Origin of the sequence: Pseudarthrobacter sp. TAF60_1 (assembly GCF_052113505.1) — a bacterium.
In the GTDB taxonomy this organism is placed as follows: domain Bacteria; phylum Actinomycetota; class Actinomycetes; order Actinomycetales; family Micrococcaceae; genus Arthrobacter.
Genome location: NZ_JBFRDI010000012.1, coordinates 69,412 through 84,916, shown reverse-complemented (window position 1 = coordinate 84,916; position 15,505 = coordinate 69,412). Strand labels below are relative to the sequence as shown.

The 15,505-nt window shown below is 66.2% G+C and carries 16 protein-coding genes; 7 read left to right on the top strand and 9 right to left on the bottom strand.

The genetic code is table 11. The features are described 5' to 3' along the window. Position 1: 1 nt before the first annotated feature. Entirely contained in the window at positions 2 to 1,318 is a 1,317-nt protein-coding gene (purD, locus tag AB4Y73_RS14415) for a phosphoribosylamine--glycine ligase (RefSeq protein ID WP_441872622.1), read from the bottom strand. 113 nt (positions 1,319 to 1,431) lie between these two features. On the opposite strand from purD, the gene AB4Y73_RS14410 reads away from it, so the two are divergent. Genes AB4Y73_RS14410 through AB4Y73_RS14400 form a run of 3 tightly spaced genes read left to right on the top strand, consistent with a single transcriptional unit; the run spans position 1,432 to position 4,439 of the window. Next, positions 1,432 to 3,009 carry a molybdopterin-dependent oxidoreductase gene (locus AB4Y73_RS14410; RefSeq protein ID WP_441872564.1) on the top strand — a complete coding sequence of 526 codons (1,578 nt, stop codon included), beginning with the start codon at positions 1,432 to 1,434 and terminating at the stop codon, positions 3,007 to 3,009. 36 nt (positions 3,010 to 3,045) lie between these two features. Next, complete coding sequence (locus tag AB4Y73_RS14405) at positions 3,046 to 4,062, top strand: asparaginase (RefSeq protein ID WP_441872563.1); 1,017 nt, start codon at positions 3,046 to 3,048, stop codon at positions 4,060 to 4,062. Beyond that, entirely contained in the window at positions 4,062 to 4,439 is a 378-nt protein-coding gene (locus AB4Y73_RS14400; protein ID WP_441872562.1) for a sterol carrier family protein, read from the top strand. Before AB4Y73_RS14405 ends, AB4Y73_RS14400 begins: the two co-directional genes overlap by 1 nt. Positions 4,440 to 4,489: 50 nt before the next feature. Here the strand turns inward: AB4Y73_RS14400 and AB4Y73_RS14395 are convergent, their stop codons facing one another. After that, complete coding sequence (locus AB4Y73_RS14395) at positions 4,490 to 5,671, bottom strand: zinc-dependent alcohol dehydrogenase (protein WP_441872561.1); 1,182 nt, start codon at positions 5,669 to 5,671, stop codon at positions 4,490 to 4,492. A gap of 157 nt (positions 5,672 to 5,828) precedes the next feature. Between AB4Y73_RS14395 and AB4Y73_RS14390 the strand changes: the two genes are divergently transcribed. Then, the gene (locus tag AB4Y73_RS14390; RefSeq protein WP_441872560.1) at positions 5,829 to 6,095 is read left to right on the top strand and encodes a hypothetical protein; all 267 of its coding nucleotides are present in this window, start codon (positions 5,829 to 5,831) and stop codon (positions 6,093 to 6,095) included. On the opposite strand, the gene AB4Y73_RS14385 is transcribed toward AB4Y73_RS14390, so the two are convergent. From AB4Y73_RS14385 to AB4Y73_RS14375, 3 genes are all read right to left on the bottom strand, one after another. Then, a complete protein-coding gene (locus AB4Y73_RS14385) occupies positions 6,092 to 6,829 on the bottom strand; it encodes an HAD family hydrolase (RefSeq protein ID WP_441872559.1) in 738 nt (245 codons plus the stop codon). The two genes, AB4Y73_RS14390 and AB4Y73_RS14385, sit on opposite strands and share 4 nt — an antisense overlap. Beyond that, positions 6,829 to 7,122, bottom strand: a complete 294-nt coding sequence (locus AB4Y73_RS14380) for a YegP family protein (RefSeq protein WP_441872558.1) — start codon at positions 7,120 to 7,122, stop codon at positions 6,829 to 6,831. Before AB4Y73_RS14380 ends, AB4Y73_RS14385 begins: the two co-directional genes overlap by 1 nt. A 110-nt stretch (positions 7,123 to 7,232) precedes the next feature. Next, a complete protein-coding gene (locus tag AB4Y73_RS14375) occupies positions 7,233 to 9,044 on the bottom strand; it encodes a glycoside hydrolase family 15 protein (protein ID WP_441872557.1) in 1,812 nt (603 codons plus the stop codon). Positions 9,045 to 9,213: 169 nt separating this feature from the next. Here AB4Y73_RS14375 and AB4Y73_RS14370 point away from each other — a divergent pair, with 169 nt between their 5' ends. Next, on the top strand, positions 9,214 to 9,945 hold the full coding sequence (locus tag AB4Y73_RS14370; RefSeq protein ID WP_441872556.1) for a DUF72 domain-containing protein: 732 nt from the start codon (positions 9,214 to 9,216) through the stop codon (positions 9,943 to 9,945). A gap of 67 nt (positions 9,946 to 10,012) precedes the next feature. Continuing rightward, positions 10,013 to 11,086, top strand: a complete 1,074-nt coding sequence (locus tag AB4Y73_RS14365) for an App1 family protein (RefSeq protein WP_441872555.1) — start codon at positions 10,013 to 10,015, stop codon at positions 11,084 to 11,086. Between the two features lie 35 nt (positions 11,087 to 11,121). Here AB4Y73_RS14365 and AB4Y73_RS14360 read toward each other — a convergent pair whose 3' ends face one another. After that, the gene (locus tag AB4Y73_RS14360; protein ID WP_441872554.1) at positions 11,122 to 12,666 is read right to left on the bottom strand and encodes a glycoside hydrolase family 1 protein; all 1,545 of its coding nucleotides are present in this window, start codon (positions 12,664 to 12,666) and stop codon (positions 11,122 to 11,124) included. A 98-nt stretch (positions 12,667 to 12,764) separates the two neighbouring features. Between AB4Y73_RS14360 and AB4Y73_RS14355 the strand changes: the two genes are divergently transcribed. Then, positions 12,765 to 14,195, top strand: coding sequence for an AAA family ATPase (locus tag AB4Y73_RS14355; protein ID WP_441872553.1), 1,431 nt, complete (start codon positions 12,765 to 12,767; stop codon positions 14,193 to 14,195). On the opposite strand, the gene AB4Y73_RS14350 is transcribed toward AB4Y73_RS14355, so the two are convergent. The 3 genes from AB4Y73_RS14350 to AB4Y73_RS14340 all read right to left on the bottom strand — a co-directional run bounded on the left by AB4Y73_RS14350 (position 14,187) and on the right by AB4Y73_RS14340 (position 15,490). Beyond that, complete coding sequence (locus tag AB4Y73_RS14350) at positions 14,187 to 14,564, bottom strand: hypothetical protein (protein WP_441872552.1); 378 nt, start codon at positions 14,562 to 14,564, stop codon at positions 14,187 to 14,189. The genes AB4Y73_RS14355 and AB4Y73_RS14350 overlap by 9 nt on opposite strands. A 26-nt stretch (positions 14,565 to 14,590) precedes the next feature. After that, positions 14,591 to 14,986 carry a J domain-containing protein gene (locus tag AB4Y73_RS14345; protein WP_441872551.1) on the bottom strand — a complete coding sequence of 132 codons (396 nt, stop codon included), beginning with the start codon at positions 14,984 to 14,986 and terminating at the stop codon, positions 14,591 to 14,593. Positions 14,987 to 15,067: 81 nt separating this feature from the next. Continuing rightward, positions 15,068 to 15,490: an Hsp20/alpha crystallin family protein gene (locus AB4Y73_RS14340; protein WP_441872621.1), complete on the bottom strand. Its 423-nt coding sequence runs from the start codon at positions 15,488 to 15,490 to the stop codon at positions 15,068 to 15,070. Positions 15,491 to 15,505: the final 15 nt, after the last annotated feature.

Sequence of the window (15,505 nt, the reverse complement as noted above, 5' to 3'; positions counted from 1 at the left end):
GTTATGCCTTCGCCTTCGTGACAGGCAGCGATCCGGTTGCGCTGGAGGCAACCTTGATCTCGCCGCGGGCAGCTTTGCGTCCAATATCCGTCCGGAACTGCGAGCCTTCCAGCTGAACCAGCTCCACGCCGTCGTACGCCCGTTCACGGGCCTCCACCAGGTCGGTGCCGAGGGCCACCACCGCGAGCACCCGGCCGCCGGCGGAAACAACCTTGCCGTCGTCGTCGAGCGCGGTTCCCGCGTGGATCACGTGCACGCCCTCCAGCTCATCCACCTTCTTGAGGCCACGGATGCGGTCACCGGTGCGGGGAGTGTCCGGGTAGTTTTCGGACGCCACGACGACGGCGACCGCGGTCTCCTTGGACCAGCGCAGCTCATCCGCCTTGTCCAGTTCGCCCTTGGCAGCTGCCAGCAGCAGGGCACCGAGCGGCGTCTTGAGCCTGGCCAGCACCGCCTGGGTCTCGGGGTCGCCGAAGCGGACGTTGAACTCGATGACGCGGGTGCCGCGGGACGTCAGCGCAAGGCCAACGAAGAGCACGCCAACGAAGGGTGTGCCGCGGTGCGCCATTTCGTTCACGGTGGGCTGTGCGACGCGCTCAATGACTTCATCCACCAGCCCGGCGGGCGCCCATTCAAGCGGGGTGTAGGCACCCATGCCGCCTGTGTTGGGGCCTTCGTCGTTGTCGAAGATCCGCTTGAAGTCCTGGGCCGGGGACAGGGCAACGGTGTTGTGGCCGTCGCACAGGACAAAGATGGAAACTTCGGGGCCGTCCAGGAACTCCTCGATCACCACGGTGCCGCCGGCGTCGAAGCACGACTGCGCGTGGGCCAGGGCTTCGTTCCGGTTCTTGGTGACCACCACGCCCTTGCCGGCTGCCAGGCCGTCGTCCTTCACCACGTACGGTGCGCCGAAGGTGTCCAGCGCCGAGGCAGCTTCCTCGGCATTTGTGGCCACCATGGCCATGGCCGTGGGAACGTCCGCCGCAGCCATGACTTCCTTGGCGAACGCTTTGGAGGCTTCCAGCTGGGCTGCGGCCTTGCTGGGGCCGAAGACGGGAATGCCGGCGTCACGGACGGCGTCGGACACTCCGGCTGCCAGTGGAGCTTCCGGGCCCACCACCACCAGGTCCACGCCGAGCTTGGTAGCCAGGGCCGCCACAGCGCCGGGGTCGTTCCCGTCAATCTTGTGGGTGGGTACCAGTTTGCTGATGCCGGCGTTGCCGGGCGCTGCGTGGACTTCGGAGACGTTGGGGTCGGCGAGCAGGGAGCGGACAATGGCGTGTTCGCGGCCTCCAGGGCCAATGACGAGTACCTTCACAGTGTCCAAGGGTACTTTGTGCACCCTGCCCTTTCCTAAGGGGTGTTCCTCAGCTTCGTCCCTGCCCAGCCATCCCTAACCATCCGCAGGGCCTGCCGCGCCGAACCAACACCATGAAGAAGCTCCTGAACTGGCTCAAGGAACCCGCTGCGCTCGCTGCTTTGGCAGGCGTGGCGGCTGCCGCCGTCGTACTTTCCGTTGCGGAGCTGATCGGAGCGTTCTTTACGGCGCGGGCCACCCCGATCATTGCCCTCGGTTCCACCTTCGTCGACTTCACCCCGCTGTGGATGAAGAATTTTGCTGTCGAAACGTTCGGCACCAACGACAAGGCGGCCCTGTTCGCAGGGATGGGACTGACCATCTTCCTGCTGGCCTGCGTGCTGGGCGTAGTGGCTTACCGCAGGTGGGCTTTGGGTGTGGCCGGTGTGCTGCTGATGGGCGCCGTCATTGTGGCCAGCGTGGTGACGCGCGCGGGCGTCCAGCCACTGGATGCGATCCCCTCGGTGTTGGGCACGGTGGCCGGCCTGGTGGTCCTGCGGCTCCTGGTGGCTCCGCTCTGGCGGCTGAAGACTTGGCCGGAGGCACCTGCAGACACTGGTGCCGAGGAACCCGGCCGGCCCGCCTCCAGCCGCCGCCGTTTCTTCGCCGCCGCCGGGATCACCGTCGTGGGCGCCGGGATCGCGGCCACCGGCGGACGCCTGCTCAGTGCCGCCCGCAGCAACGTGGCCAAAGCCCGCGAAGCCCTCCAATTGCCGATGCCCGCCAAACCCGCGGCGGCCGTACCCGCGGGCGTGCAGTCCCCGGTGGCCGGCGTGACGCCGTGGCTGACGCCCAATGGCGACTTCTACCGCATTGACACCGCACTGAGCGTCCCGGAGATCAATGCCAAGGACTGGGAGCTCCGGGTCCACGGCCTGGTGGAGCAGGAAGTCCGGTTGAGCTTCCAGGACCTGCTCGACGCCGACCTCATCGAATCGCACGTAACCCTCACCTGCGTGTCCAACCCGGTGGGCGGAAACCTGGCCGGGAACGCGCGCTGGCTCGGGCTGCCCATCCGCGAGGTCCTCAAACGGGCCCGGCCCCAGGCAGGTGCGGACATGGTGCTTTCGACGTCGATCGATGGCTTCAGTGCCTCCACACCGTTGGAGGTCCTTCAGGATGACCGCGATGCCATGCTGGCGATCGGCATGAACGGTGAGCCGCTCCCCCTGGAACACGGCTACCCGGTGCGCATGGTGGTGCCAGGGCTGTACGGGTTCGTCTCCGCCACCAAGTGGGTGGTGGACCTGGAGGTGACGCGGTTCGCGGACCACAAGGCCTACTGGACCCAGCGCGGCTGGTCGGAGCGCGGCCCCATCAAGACCATGGCCCGGGTGGAGGTGCCCAAGTCCTTCGCCAAGGTGCCGGCAGGCCGGGTGGCCATCGGCGGCACAGCGTGGGCGCAGACCCGCGGCATCACCAAGGTGGAAGTCCAGATCGACAACAACCCGTGGGCCGAAGCCGTCCTGACCAGCGAGGCCTCCCTGATAACGTGGCGCCAGTGGTCCTTCGACTGGGATGCCACACCGGGGCCGCACTACATCAAGGTAAGGGCCACGGACGGGACTGGTGAAGTGCAGACGGACCAGCGGGCGGATCCCGTCCCCGACGGCGCCTCCGGCTGGCAGTCGGTGATGGTCACCGTGGAGTAGCCCGGAAATCGGCGGGACCGCCCCTAGACTGGCAACATGCCGCACAACCCGCACGCCACTTTTACCGTGGACTCCGCCGTCGAACTTGCCGTCGTTGAACGCAGTGGCTTTGTGGAGTCCCGGCACATCGGCTCCGCCGTGGTCCTGTCCGCCGACGGCTCCGTTGTCACCGAACTCGGCGATATCAGGACTCCCCTCTACGCCAGGTCTTCGCTTAAACCGCTCCAGGCGCTGGCGTCCATGCAATCCGGCGTCCCCCTGCGCGGCGCGCAGGTGGCCGTGGCCTGCGGCAGCCACGTGGGTTCCCTGGACCACATGGATGTGGTGGAAGGAATGCTGAAGGCCGCCGGCGTGAAAGAAGACCAACTGCAGTGCCCCGCAGCCTGGCCGCAGGACGAGACAGCCCGCAACTGGCTGCTGCGCTCCGACAAGGGCAGGTCCAAGCTGGCCTTCAACTGCTCCGGGAAGCACGCCGCGTTCCTGTGGGCGTGTACCGAAAACGGCTGGGACACCCACAGCTACCTCGAGCCGAACCATCCGCTCCAGCAGCGCGTCCGCAGTGTAATTGAGGAATACAGCGGAGAACGGATCGCCCACCTGGGCATTGACGGGTGCGGGGCTCCGGTGGCCGCCATTTCGCTGACCGGGCTGGCCCGCGCCTATTCCATGCTGGCCAAGGCGCCGGGTGACAAGAACTCCAACGCCCGCGCCGCCACCATCGCCACGTCCATGCTCGACTACCCTTGGGCCGTGCAGGGCCGGGGCGAGGCGAACACGGTGGTGATGGACGAGCTGGGCATCATCGCCAAGATCGGCGCCGAGGGAGTCCTGGCCATGGCCACACCCCAGGGCGTCTCCGTGGCCATCAAGATGCTGGACGGGAACCTGCGCGCCACGTCACTGGTGGGTCTGACGCTCCTCGCGGCCGCCGGCGCGGTGGACATCCCCGGCGTCTCCAGCGTCCTGGAAAAAGTGGTGGCCCCGGTGATGGGCGGCAGCCACGAGGTGGGCAAGATCCGCCTGGGCCCGGCCGTGTCGGCACTGCTCGACTGATGGCTGTCGCACGCCGAAGGATCGGCATTGACGAAGGCACAGCGGCACTGGCCGCATGGCGGGAAGCCGCCGCAACGCCGTCGGGCGCTCCCCTCCCCCGCAGCGTCACCGCAACGGCGGTGCGCTACACGCTGGAGGAGGTGACCGCCCGGGCGCCTGGCAACTCGGTGGAAGTACGGGTGCCACCCTTCGGCGTCACCCAGTGCGTGGAGGGTCCGCGGCATACGCGCGGCACCCCGCCGAACGTCATCGAGTGCGACGCCGCCACCTGGCTGTCGTTGGTGACCGGCCAATTGACGTGGGCGGACGCAGTGGCCGCGCACCGGGTGGCCGCGTCCGGACTGCGCGCGGACCTCTCCGCACTCCTACCGCTGTAGGGCCCTACCGCTTGAGCCTCCACCTCTTTTTGCGGAAAACCGGGTCCGGTTTACTGTCCGGGGTTGAGGACTACCTTGATGCAGCCGTCCTCTTTCTTCTGGAACTTCTCGTACAGGGCGGGCGCACCGTCCAAGCCGGAGCGGTGGGTCACGAGGTCCATCACACCCAGGGGATCGGCGTCGTCCTCCACGAGCGGAAGCAGGTCACCGGTCCAGCGCCGTACATTGCACTGTCCCATCCGTATCTGTATTTGCTTGTCGAACATGGTCAACAGCGGCATGGGGCTGGCTTGGCCGCCGTACACGCCGCTCAGCGAGATTGTCCCGCCGCGCCGGACGGCGTCGATGGAGGTATGCAGGGCGGCCAGGCGGTCCACCCCGGCCGTTTCCATGGCCTTTTGCGCCAGTTTGTCGGGCAGGAGACCCAGCGCATGGTGTGCGAAGCCGGCCACCGGGGAACCGTGTGCTTCCATTCCGACGGCGTCCAGCACCGCGTCCGGTCCCCGTCCGGCTGTCATTTCCCGCAGTTCATCCGCCACATCCTTGTTGTAATCGAGCGTCTCCACCCCGTGCCGCTCGGCCATAGCGCGGCGCTCCGCGACCGGATCAACGCCGATGACCCGCAGCCCGCGGTGGACGCCGATCCGGCTGGCAAACTGGCCCACGGGCCCGAGCCCGAACACCGCGAGAGTGCCACCGGGCGCAACGTCCGCGTACGCCACACCCTGCCACGCTGTGGGAAGGATGTCGGAGAGGAACAGGTACCGTTCATCCGGTAGGTCCGCGCCCACCTTCACCGGACCGTAGTCTGCGTGCGGTACGCGCAGGAATTCCGCCTGCCCGCCCGGGACCGATCCGTAAAGTTCGGAAAAACCAAGAAGAGCGGCGCCGGATCCTTTTTCCCTGACCTGCGTGGTCTCGCACTGGGACTGCAGCCCCTGCTTACACATGTAGCAGTGGCCGCATGAGATGTTGAATGGAATGACCACGCGGTCGCCTTTGTGCAGGTTGGTGACGGCACTGCCGACCTCCTCCACGATGCCCATGGGCTCGTGCCCGAGGACGTCACCTTTGTGCATGTAGGGTCCGAGTACTTCATAAAGGTGCAGGTCCGAGCCGCAGATTGCCGTGGATGTGATCCTCACAATTGCGTCCGTGGGTTCCTGGATCACAGGATCAGGGACATTCTCCACGCTGACCGAGCGCTTGCCTTGCCACGTAAGTGCCTTCATCGTCTGCCTTTCTATCGGATCCGGGCGGGTGTCCCTCTTCGACGCTAACGGGTTCAGCAGAAAAACGTAAGTGCACTGACTAATTTCCTTGTGCAAGGAAGTCGCGGCCCCTAGCGTGGAAGGACAAGTGACGCGACCATAGTGAGGAGGCGCCGCCATGGCGCTGGACCAGCCGGAGCCCGTTGAGATTTCCACCAGGATGCGTCCGGGGGAATGGACCGACGCCAGCCTGACGGAACTGGTGGCCAGCTACCGGGAACGCATTCTGGCCATGGGCGCTACCGCCTCGGAGGTGGTTGAGCAGATCGAAAAGCACGACGACGGGTCCGTTGCGGTGAACGTCTCCTGGGTCAAGGCCGACCTCGCCGAGGACGCAGGCTTCATCGGGGAGAATACGGATAATCCTGACGGTCGGCGGCTCTAAGCACCAGCTCCGGAAGCACCGGCTCCCGACTCCAGCGCGAGCAACCTGCCGATGGCGCTCGCCTGCAGGTTGTCGAGCAGATCCCGCGGACCTGCGTAGACCTCCGCGGCGCCGGCGTCGAACAGCTCGGCGGCACTCCGGCCGCCGCAGGTGAGCCCGATGGGCGGGATGCCCAGTGCGGCGGCCGCTTTCATGTCCCACACCGCATCCCCCACGTAGACGGCGTTGGCCGCCGGGACATGGACGGCCTCCAGGGCCGCCACCAGAATGTCCGGAGCGGGTTTGCTTTCCTTGGCGTCGTTGGAGCTGGTGGCCGCATGGATAAAAGCATCAGCTCCGAGTGCCCTGCGGCTGGCGGCCAGGTCTTCCTTGCGCGCAGACGATGCCAGGGCGACGGCAAGTCCCCCCGCGTGGCACTGGGCAAGCAGGTCCTTGGCGCCGTCGAACGCTCCCAACGACGGCCAGTTCATCGCGAAAACCGCAGCATGGCTGGCCAGGATTTCCGCATCCGCATCCTTGTCCCGGTTCGCGGGAAGGAGGCTGTCCACCAGACGGTCGCCGCCCATACCCACGCACCAGTGGATGGCTGACATGGGCACATCATGCTGGTGCTGGCGGAACGCCTGCCACCACGCCAACGTGTGCACGTAGGCGGTATCCAACAACGTTCCGTCAACATCAAAAAGGACGGCCCCCCGCCACCAAGAGGCGGGGCCATGACTTTGCGGGGCCATCACCCGACCGTACTACGCGGGGTCTTTGAAACCTTCCTGCCCCTCGAAGCAGGACTGTCCTTCGGCGAGGACAGCGGACGAGCCTTGTCCCGGATCACCACACCGGCGCCTTTGCTGCTGCAGTCCCTGATCAGGCCCGTGCCCGCAATCTCCCGGGCCATCGCAATGCCGGCCACTGCGGCGCGCTTCGTGGGAAAGGTCACCGAGATCGCCATCAGGCTCCCTGAGCCATCCAGCATCCTTATCCTGTAGCCGCCGTCAGATGCGTCAACCAGCTCAAAGTGTCCGGCCATTGTTACCACCCCTCGTTCAGTCGCGGCGCTGGCTTTGTAACCTCTCCGCGAGTATTTAGTAAGTCTACTTACCTCTCCGGCGGAGTTGAAGCGGTGGGGCCGCCAAGGCGTTACTGCCCCACCCTTTCTGCCTCCGGCGAAATAGGGGTATCACTCCGGCGCACCATATCCTGATGCAGCTCAAGGGCGCTTGTCACAAGCGCGAAGTGGCTGAAGGCCTGCGGTGTATTGCCCAGTTGCCGCTCGGCCGTGACTGCCCATTCCTCGCTGAGCAGGCCCACATCATTGCGCAGTTCGAGCAGCCGCTCGAAGAGCTCAGTGGCTTCGTCGGCTCGCCCGGCCCCCAGAAGCGCCTGCACCAGCCAGAAGGAGCAGGCGAGAAACACGCCTTCGTCCCCCGGAAGTCCGTCGTCGCTGTCAGCTGGACGGTACCGCAGGACGAAGCCGTCCTCAGTGAGCTCGCGCTGGATCGCGTCGATGGTTCCCACCACCCGGGGATCATCGGGCGGCAGGAACCCCACACGGGGGATCAGCAGCAGGCTGGCATCGAGTTCCGGCTGCCCGTAGGACTGCACGAAGGTGTTGCGCACGGGGTCAAAGCCGTTGGCCATGACCTCCCGGTGGATGGTGTCCCGAAGGGCCTCCCAGCGCTCCACGGGTCCCGGCAGACCGAAGTCGCGGACGCCTTTGACCATCCGGTCGGCGGCCACCCATGCCATCACCTTCGAATGGGTGAAGTGGCGGCGTGGCCCGCGCATTTCCCAGAGCCCGTTGTCCGGCTGGTCCCAGATGGTTTCCAGATGCTGCATCAGGGCAACCTGCACGTCCCAGGATTCATCGGTGTGTTTCAGCAGTGAGTTCCGGGTCAGGGACAGGCAATCGAGCACTTCGCCCCAGACGTCGAGCTGAAGCTGCGCGGCGGCGCCGTTGCCGGTGCGCACCGGCTTCGAATTCTCGTACCCGGCCAGCCAGGGCAGTTCCATTTCCGGCAGCCGCCGCTCTCCGTGGATGCCGTACATGATCTGCAGGTCCGCCGGATCGCCCGCCACGGCGCGGAGCAGCCAGTCGCGCCAGGCAGCAGCCTCAGCGGTGTAACCGGCAGCCAGCAGCGCCTGCAGCGTCAGGGTGGCGTCCCGCAGCCAGCAATACCGGTAGTCCCAGTTGCGGGGACCGCCGATTTGTTCCGGCAGGGAAGTGGTCACGGCGGCCACAATGCCGCCGGTGGGCGCATATGTCAGTGCTTTCAGTATCACCAGAGACCGGGCTACGGCCTCGTGGTATTTGCCTTTGTAGGTGCATTGGGAAGCCCAGCCCCGCCAGTATGCCAGCGTGGTTCCCAACACGTGCTCGGCGTCAACGGTGTGCGGCCGGGGAACGTGGCTGGGCGCCCAGGTCAGGACAAAGGGCACGCGCTCTCCCGCATGAACAGTGAAGTCGCTGACCGAATGCATGTTTTCGCCGTGAACGGGGGCCGTGGTGACGAAGTAGGCGGCGTCCGGGCCGGCGATGGCGTGCAGGCCACGCTTGTCCTTCCGCACCCAGGGAACTATGTGGCCGTAGTCGAACCGCATGGCCAGTTCGCTGTGCATCCTGACACTTCCGGACACTCCCTCCACAATCCGGACGATGTCAGCCACCTCGTCACGTGGCGGCATGAAGTCTATGACCTTGACGGTGCCCTCCGGAGTGTCCCATTCGGTTTCAAGAACCAGGGTGCCGTCCACGTAGCTGCGCCTGGTGCAGGTGCCGCCACTTTCGGGCGCCAACAGCCAGCGACCGGCCTCGGGCGTATCAACCAAGGCGCTGAAACAGGCCGGGGAATCGAAGCGGGGCAGGCAGAGCCAGTCGATCGAGCCCTCGGTACTGATCAGGGCGGCGGTGTGAAGGTCGCCAACAACTGCATAATCCTCGATGCGCGCCATGACATTACATTGCCACAAGGACACCCCTCATAGGGGAAAGCGGCAGACGGGCGCGGACACTGTGACCAGCACTTCGGCCGCATCCGGCGCGGTAGCCTATGTCCAAGGCCCGTCCCCGAAACTCCGGAGGCACCATAATGCACCCTTCACCGATGGGAACCAGCTAGGTATGGCCATTCATATCGGCACGTCAGGCTGGAGCTACGACCACTGGGAGGGCGTGCTGTATCCGTCGGGCCTCCCCGCCCGGGACAGGCTCCAGCACTATGTTGCCCGCTTCAGCACGGTGGAACTGAACGCAAGCTTCTACCGCTGGCCACGGGATACGTCCTTCGCCAGCTGGCAGCGCCGCCTCCCGGACGGGTTCGCCATGTCAGTGAAGGCTCCCCGCGGCCTGACGCACGGCAAAAAGCTCTACGCACCGGAGGTGTGGCTGGAGCGGATTGGCCGGTGCTGGCATGAGCTGGGCGACAAACGGGCCGTCCTGCTGGTCCAGCTCCCACCGCAAATGGAACGCGATGATGCGCGCCTGGATTATTTCCTCGGCGCAGTGCCGTGGTGGATCCGGGTGACGGTTGAGTTCCGGCACCCCAGCTGGGACCATGCCGATGTTTACGCCCTGTTGGAACGGCACGGCGCCGCATACTGCATCATGAGCGGCGCCCAGCTCCCCTGCATTCTGCGTGCCACGGCACCGTTCGTTTATGTCAGGCTCCACGGCCCCGACCATGAGCACCTCTACGGCGGTTCCTACTCCGACGAGGACCTGCAGTGGTGGGCGGCCCGCATCCGTGAATGGGCCGGGGCCAACCTCGATGTCTATGCCTATTTCAATAACGACGGCGGCGGGAACGCCGTGCGGAACGCCGAAACACTGCGCTGGTTCATAGGCGCCGGCTGACGTCACGCACGACGACGGTACCGCCGCATGTGCCCTGCGCGGCGGTGCGCTGTGGCAGAGTGGAGGCATGGACAGGGCTCCCCAGAACACCCCGCACCCGGCACAGCCTTCGGGCACGCAGCTTTTCCGTCTGGCCCACCGGATCTCGGACGCTGTTAACGGGACGCGGGTCCGGCTCGCCGGACGCTGGAATTTCGCACCGCAAACCATCGCGTACCAGGGCTACGGATCATCCAGCGGGTGGGTGCGTGTCCTCGGACGTGTCCTCCTCACCAGGAAGCCCACCCCCGGCAGCTTGGCCGAACATGCAGCCCTCAACGGTACCCAGAACGTCCGCGGCTGGCGGGCCTTTACCAGCGTCCCCATGCAGCACACTGGGGTGGAAATCACCATCGGCGACGTCACCGCCCAGGTCAAGGCGGACCGGGGCGGGCTGATCGACACCGTGGTGGACGTCAAGCTTTCCCCCGGCTGGCACACTGCCGTCCTGCGGGCGGACGGGACCGAGCCGGTGGAAACGCTCATCCAGGTGATCGATGCCAACGCGAAGTTCGGCATCGTCTCGGACATCGATGACACCGTGATGGTGACCGCGCTGCCGAGGCCGTTCCTGGCACTCTGGAACACGTTTGTGCTCAGCGAACGGGCGCGGATGGCCACTCCCGGCATGGCGGTCCTGCTGGACCGGCTCACCATTGAACACCCTGACGCCCCGGTCATCTACCTGTCCACGGGTCCATGGAACGCTGCCCCCACGTTGAAGCGGTTCCTGAGCCGGAACATGTACCCCTCCGGCGCCCTGCTGCTCACGGACTGGGGCCTCACGCAGGACCGCTGGTTCCGCAGCGGGCAGGAGCACAAGAACCGCAACCTGGAACGCCTGGCCAAGGAATTCCCGGACATGCGCTGGCTGCTGATCGGCGACAACGGCCAGCACGATGAAGAGATCTACTCCGGTTTTGCCCAGGACCACGGCGACATGGTGGCGGCCATCGCCATCCGGCAGCTCTCCGTCAGCGAGTCAGTGTTTGCCGGCGGGCACTCTGAGGACGGCGACCACACCACCTCGGTGGTGCCCTGGATCTATTCGCCTGACGGTGCGGGAATGGCCAAGCAGCTCAAGGTCCTGGACCTGCTCTAGCGCCCGCCCGGCCCGGTACCGCCGGGCTGCGCAGGTCAGGCGGCGGTGCCTGAGGTCACGTCGTCGTCGGGCATTGCCGCTGCGTCCGGTTCGTCAGTGGCAGCCTGCGCGACGGCGGCACCCGCCGCCGCGGCCAGGTTCCGCTCCTCGATGAGCTCCTGAAGCCAGAAGTAAGAAGCCTTGGGTGTGCGTTCCAAGGTCTCGAAATCAACGTGGAGCAGGCCGAACGGCTGGTTGTACCCAGCGGACCATTCGAAATTGTCCAGCAGCGACCATACGTAGTAGCCGCGCAGCTCGATCGATTCGGCTTCACCGCCGGGGGATGTTGCCTTCAGTGCCGACTCGATGTGGTCCGAGAGGTACTTCAGGCGCCGCTCGTCCGGAATGAAAGTGGTATTGGTGGACTTGTCGCGGACAATGATGTCCTCGAAACTTGCCCCGCCTTCGGTGATGATCACCGGCGGGAGATCCGGATAGCGCTCGGCCATCTCCTTGAGCGCCACCTTCATGTATTCGGGTTTCACCGGCCAGCCGTAGGCAGTGATGTCGGCTTCGGGCCAGGTCTCCACGTGGAACGGCGTGCCGCCATTGCCCGCAGCACTCAGGTCGCTGCCCATCGCCTCCGCCATGCTCGCCGGCACCGCGCCTTCGCCCGGGCCGACGGCAACTTTCGTGGGCATGTAGTAATTCAGGCCGTAGAAATCCAGCGGCTGGGAGATGATCTCCATGTCCTCGTCGGGGTGATCGAACGAGCCGAAGAACTTCGCGGCCCGGATGAGGTCCGGATATTTACCTTTCAGGACAGGATCGGCGTACAGCCGGTTCTGCGCAAGGTCCATCAGGTTGGCACTGATTTTGTCCAGAGGGTTGATCGAGTTGGGGACCATCGGCGAGTACACGTTGGTCATCCCGACCTCACCGGGGACACCTGCCGCCCGCAACGCCTGCAGGGCCAGCCCGTGGCCCAGCAGCTGGTGGTGCACGGTGGGCAGCGCGTTGAGCATGAGTGCTTCGCCGGGCGAATGCAGCCCCAGGGTGTAACCGTTCGTGGTGACCGTGGCAGGTTCATTGATGGTGCACCACCGCGCCACCCTGTCGCCGTAAGCCTCCGCGGCGATAGCGGCGAACTCCCCGAGGCGGTAGGCGGTGTCCCGGTTCATCCAGCCGCCGGCGTCGTCCAGTGCCAGCGGCGTGTCCCAGTGATAGAGCGTCAGCATCGGGGAAATGCCGTTGGCGAGCAGCTCGTCCAGGAGCCGGTCGTAAAAAGCCAGGCCCTCGGGGTTCACCGGGCCGCTCCCCTGGGGCTGGATCCGCGACCAGGAGAGGGAGAACCGGTAAGAGTCGACGCCGAGCTGCTTCATGAGTGCCACATCCCCCGGCATGCGGTGGTAGTGGTCGCAGGCGACGGCCGGGCTGTGGTCCTCAACAATGGACCCGGGCTTAGCCGAAAAGACATCCCACCCCGCCGGGCCCCGGCCGTCCTCGGTGAGCGCGCCTTCAATCTGGAAGGCTGCGGTGGCCACACCCAACGTGAAGTCCGCGGGGATGAGGGCTGCCAGGTCTTTGGCGGAAATATGCATTGGCGTCAGCCCTTAGTGATGAGAAAACGTGGAACGGGTACCACTCAGAATGCTATACCCGGGGCACCGCTGGCGAGGGAGGCTGCTAGGGTCTGGGCATGGATGAAAAACTGGGGAAGTTCATCGACAACTTTGGCGCGCTGGTCCAGCTGGCGCAGGCCGGAAGCCACCGGCAGCAGAAGGGCCAACAGCTCCTTCAGGCGTTGACCGAACATCTCGGCGTCGCGGCCGAGGGGCTCTCCGTGGTGGAGGAGACCATCCCGCAGCACCGGTTCGTGGACGCCGATATCGTGATGGCGGAACTCGCTGCGAAGGACCATGCCGCCCGGCTGGTGGGCATCGGCGGCGGCGGCCAGCGCCACCACCAGTCCTTCAGCGACATGGTCCAGCAGTCCCAGCTCTTTCCCCAGTTCCCGCTGGCCCAGCCCGACTATGCCAACTTGGCGGTGGGGCCGGACAAGCAGCGGCAGGCCGTGGCGATGGGCCTGCGGCTCTTCGCCTTCGGCGGGAGCCCGCTGGCGGTCCTGCAGCGCAACGCCGAACCTCGCTCCGGGCGCCAGACCGCCACGCTGGAGGTGATGGCCGGTAGCCCGGACGCTGCCACTGAGTTCCTCGCAGAGTTCCGCCTCCGGATGGAGAACAACAGCGTCCTCAAGGGCCAGGTCATTTCCCTGGTGATGTCCGAGTACGGCCCCAGCACGGCGGGGGTGACGTTTCATCACCGCCCCAGCCTGCCGGCGTCGGACGTCATCCTGCCCGAGGGTCTGCTGCAGAAGGTGGTGGACCACACCGTAGGAATCGCCACCCACCGCGAGTCGCTTCGGGACCACGGCCAGCACCTCAAACGCGGCATCCTGCTCTACGGCCGGCCGGGAACGGGCAAGACGCACACCGTCCGGCACCTGCTCAGCCAGAGTGAAGGCTCGACGGCGATCCTCCTCTCGGGCGGTTCGCTCGCCCGGATCGCGGAAGCGGCGCGCATGGCGCGCGCCCTTCAGCCGTCCATTGTGGTGCTGGAGGACTGCGACCTCATCGCCGAGGACCGGAGCTTCGGGCACGGGCCCCAGCCGCTGCTGTTTGAGGTGCTGGACGCCATGGACGGGCTGGACAGGGATGCCGACGTGGCGTTTGTGCTCACCACCAACCGCCCGGACATGCTGGAGCGGGCGCTGGCACAGCGACCCGGCAGGGTGGACCTCGCCGTCGAAATCCCTCTGCCGGCCCACGCCGAACGGGTGCGGTTGCTGGAACTGTACGGCCGCCTGGTGGGTTTCAGCCCTGAGGCCCTCGATGCCGCCGCGGCACAGACCGAAGGAACCACCGCGTCCTTTGCCCGCGAACTTGTCCGCCATGCTGTGGTTGCCGCTGCGCTGGAAAACGATCCGGTGTCGGACTTCCACCTCAGTGCCGCCGTCGAGGATCTGATGGCCGACGCCGAAACCCTCACCCGCAGCCTGCTGGGCAGCGGGTCGGATGCTGCGGCCGGGCCCGGTCACGCACCCGGCTTCCCTGCGCCCGGCCTACTGTGAGCCGAACAGGAATTCCTTGGCGTGGGCCACGGCCTTGCGGTAGGCATCGTTCCGGAGGGTGACAAGCTGTTCGGTGTCGCCGTCGGCCGGTTCCAGGTAGGCCGTGTAGCCGGGCCGGAGGACCCAGATGTCACCGGCGGGCGGGAGATAGAACACCCCGAATGAGCGCTGCTGGCGCTCGTCCGCTGTCCACACCGGCACCACTGCCAGCGCCGCACCGGTTGCGGGGTTGATCCACTGAGCCCGCGGAAGCGGTTCTTCGTGCGCCTCGGGATCCAGGAACGGGGCGGTGCCCTTGCCCCAGCGCGCTTCGAAACGCTCATGGAAGGCGGGGATCAGATGGGAATCGTAGCGACGCCAATCGCTCATGAGGCTGCTCCTAAGGTTGCTTGCGGTTATGCCCAGGGCCCGCTTTCCCAGCGGACCGGGGTGATCCTGATGGTGTTGCCTGCCGGCACGTTACGCCGGTTCACACGTCGGACCGGGATGACGATCGGGCCGGCGCCCTGCGTGGCTGTACCTGCGCTTGTGCCCGTGCGGCTCCGGTCGTAGGCTGCGCGCCGCGCGGGGTCACGGAGGACCGCGAAGGCCTGCATGATCTGCAGCAGCTCGCCACGGTCCAGCGCACCGCCATCTGCGGGGCCGCCCTCCGCCGGGCCGCCCTCCGCCGGGCCGCCGTCGAGGTCCGGATGATGGGTGCGCATCAGGGTCCGGTAGGCGCGGGAGATCTCCTGCCGGCTGGCAGCGGGCTTCACCCGCAGGACGTCGTAGTAGTCCGGTTGGCTGTTCATGACGGTTTCCGGAGGTCTCAGAGGCACGGAGCCGGGGCGCCGGGGCGCCGGGAACAGGCTGCCGGCGCCCCGGGAAATGGGCTACTTTCCGATCTCGTGCATCTGGCTCTTGGTTTCGATCTCGATCTTGCGCGGCTTTGCCTGCTCTGCCACGGGGATCCGCAGGGTCAGCACGCCCTGGTCATAGCTGGCCTTGATGCGGTCCGTATCCAGCGTGTCCCCCAGGATCAGTTGGCGGCTGAAAACACCGCGGGCACGTTCAGAGGCCACCAACTCAACATTGGGCTGGGTGGGATCAATGCGCTCAGCCCGCACAGTCAGGACGTTCCGCTCGACGTTCAGGTCCACGGAGTCCACCTTGACGCCAGGCAGGTCAAAGGCCACAACAAACTCACCGTCTTCCTGCCAGGCGTCCATAGGCATTGCCGCCGGCCGGGCCGCGGTTCCGAAAACCTGCTGGGTGAGCCGGTCCAGTTCGCGGAACGGGTCCGTACGCATCAACATCATTTTTCACTCCTT

Excerpts from the sequence above, each read along its gene's own strand:
- AB4Y73_RS14340 (WP_441872621.1), bottom strand. The coding sequence starts at position 15,490 with ATGTTGATGCGTACGGACCCGTTCCGCGAACTGGACCGGCTCACCCAG.
- AB4Y73_RS14360 (WP_441872554.1), bottom strand. The coding sequence starts at position 12,666 with ATGCATATTTCCGCCAAAGACCTGGCAGCCCTCATCCCCGCGGACTTC.
- AB4Y73_RS14400 (WP_441872562.1), top strand. The coding sequence starts at position 4,062 with ATGGCTGTCGCACGCCGAAGGATCGGCATTGACGAAGGCACAGCGGCA.
- AB4Y73_RS14345 (WP_441872551.1), bottom strand. The coding sequence starts at position 14,986 with ATGAACAGCCAACCGGACTACTACGACGTCCTGCGGGTGAAGCCCGCT.
- AB4Y73_RS14370 (WP_441872556.1), top strand. The coding sequence starts at position 9,214 with ATGGCCATTCATATCGGCACGTCAGGCTGGAGCTACGACCACTGGGAG.
- AB4Y73_RS14395 (WP_441872561.1), bottom strand. The coding sequence starts at position 5,671 with ATGAAGGCACTTACGTGGCAAGGCAAGCGCTCGGTCAGCGTGGAGAAT.
- AB4Y73_RS14380 (WP_441872558.1), bottom strand. The coding sequence starts at position 7,122 with ATGGCCGGACACTTTGAGCTGGTTGACGCATCTGACGGCGGCTACAGG.
- AB4Y73_RS14375 (WP_441872557.1), bottom strand. The coding sequence starts at position 9,044 with ATGGCGCGCATCGAGGATTATGCAGTTGTTGGCGACCTTCACACCGCC.
- AB4Y73_RS14355 (WP_441872553.1), top strand. The coding sequence starts at position 12,765 with ATGGATGAAAAACTGGGGAAGTTCATCGACAACTTTGGCGCGCTGGTC.
- AB4Y73_RS14385 (WP_441872559.1), bottom strand. The coding sequence starts at position 6,829 with ATGGCCCCGCAAAGTCATGGCCCCGCCTCTTGGTGGCGGGGGGCCGTC.
- AB4Y73_RS14365 (WP_441872555.1), top strand. The coding sequence starts at position 10,013 with ATGGACAGGGCTCCCCAGAACACCCCGCACCCGGCACAGCCTTCGGGC.
- AB4Y73_RS14350 (WP_441872552.1), bottom strand. The coding sequence starts at position 14,564 with ATGAGCGATTGGCGTCGCTACGATTCCCATCTGATCCCCGCCTTCCAT.
- AB4Y73_RS14390 (WP_441872560.1), top strand. The coding sequence starts at position 5,829 with ATGGCGCTGGACCAGCCGGAGCCCGTTGAGATTTCCACCAGGATGCGT.
- AB4Y73_RS14410 (WP_441872564.1), top strand. The coding sequence starts at position 1,432 with ATGAAGAAGCTCCTGAACTGGCTCAAGGAACCCGCTGCGCTCGCTGCT.
- AB4Y73_RS14405 (WP_441872563.1), top strand. The coding sequence starts at position 3,046 with ATGCCGCACAACCCGCACGCCACTTTTACCGTGGACTCCGCCGTCGAA.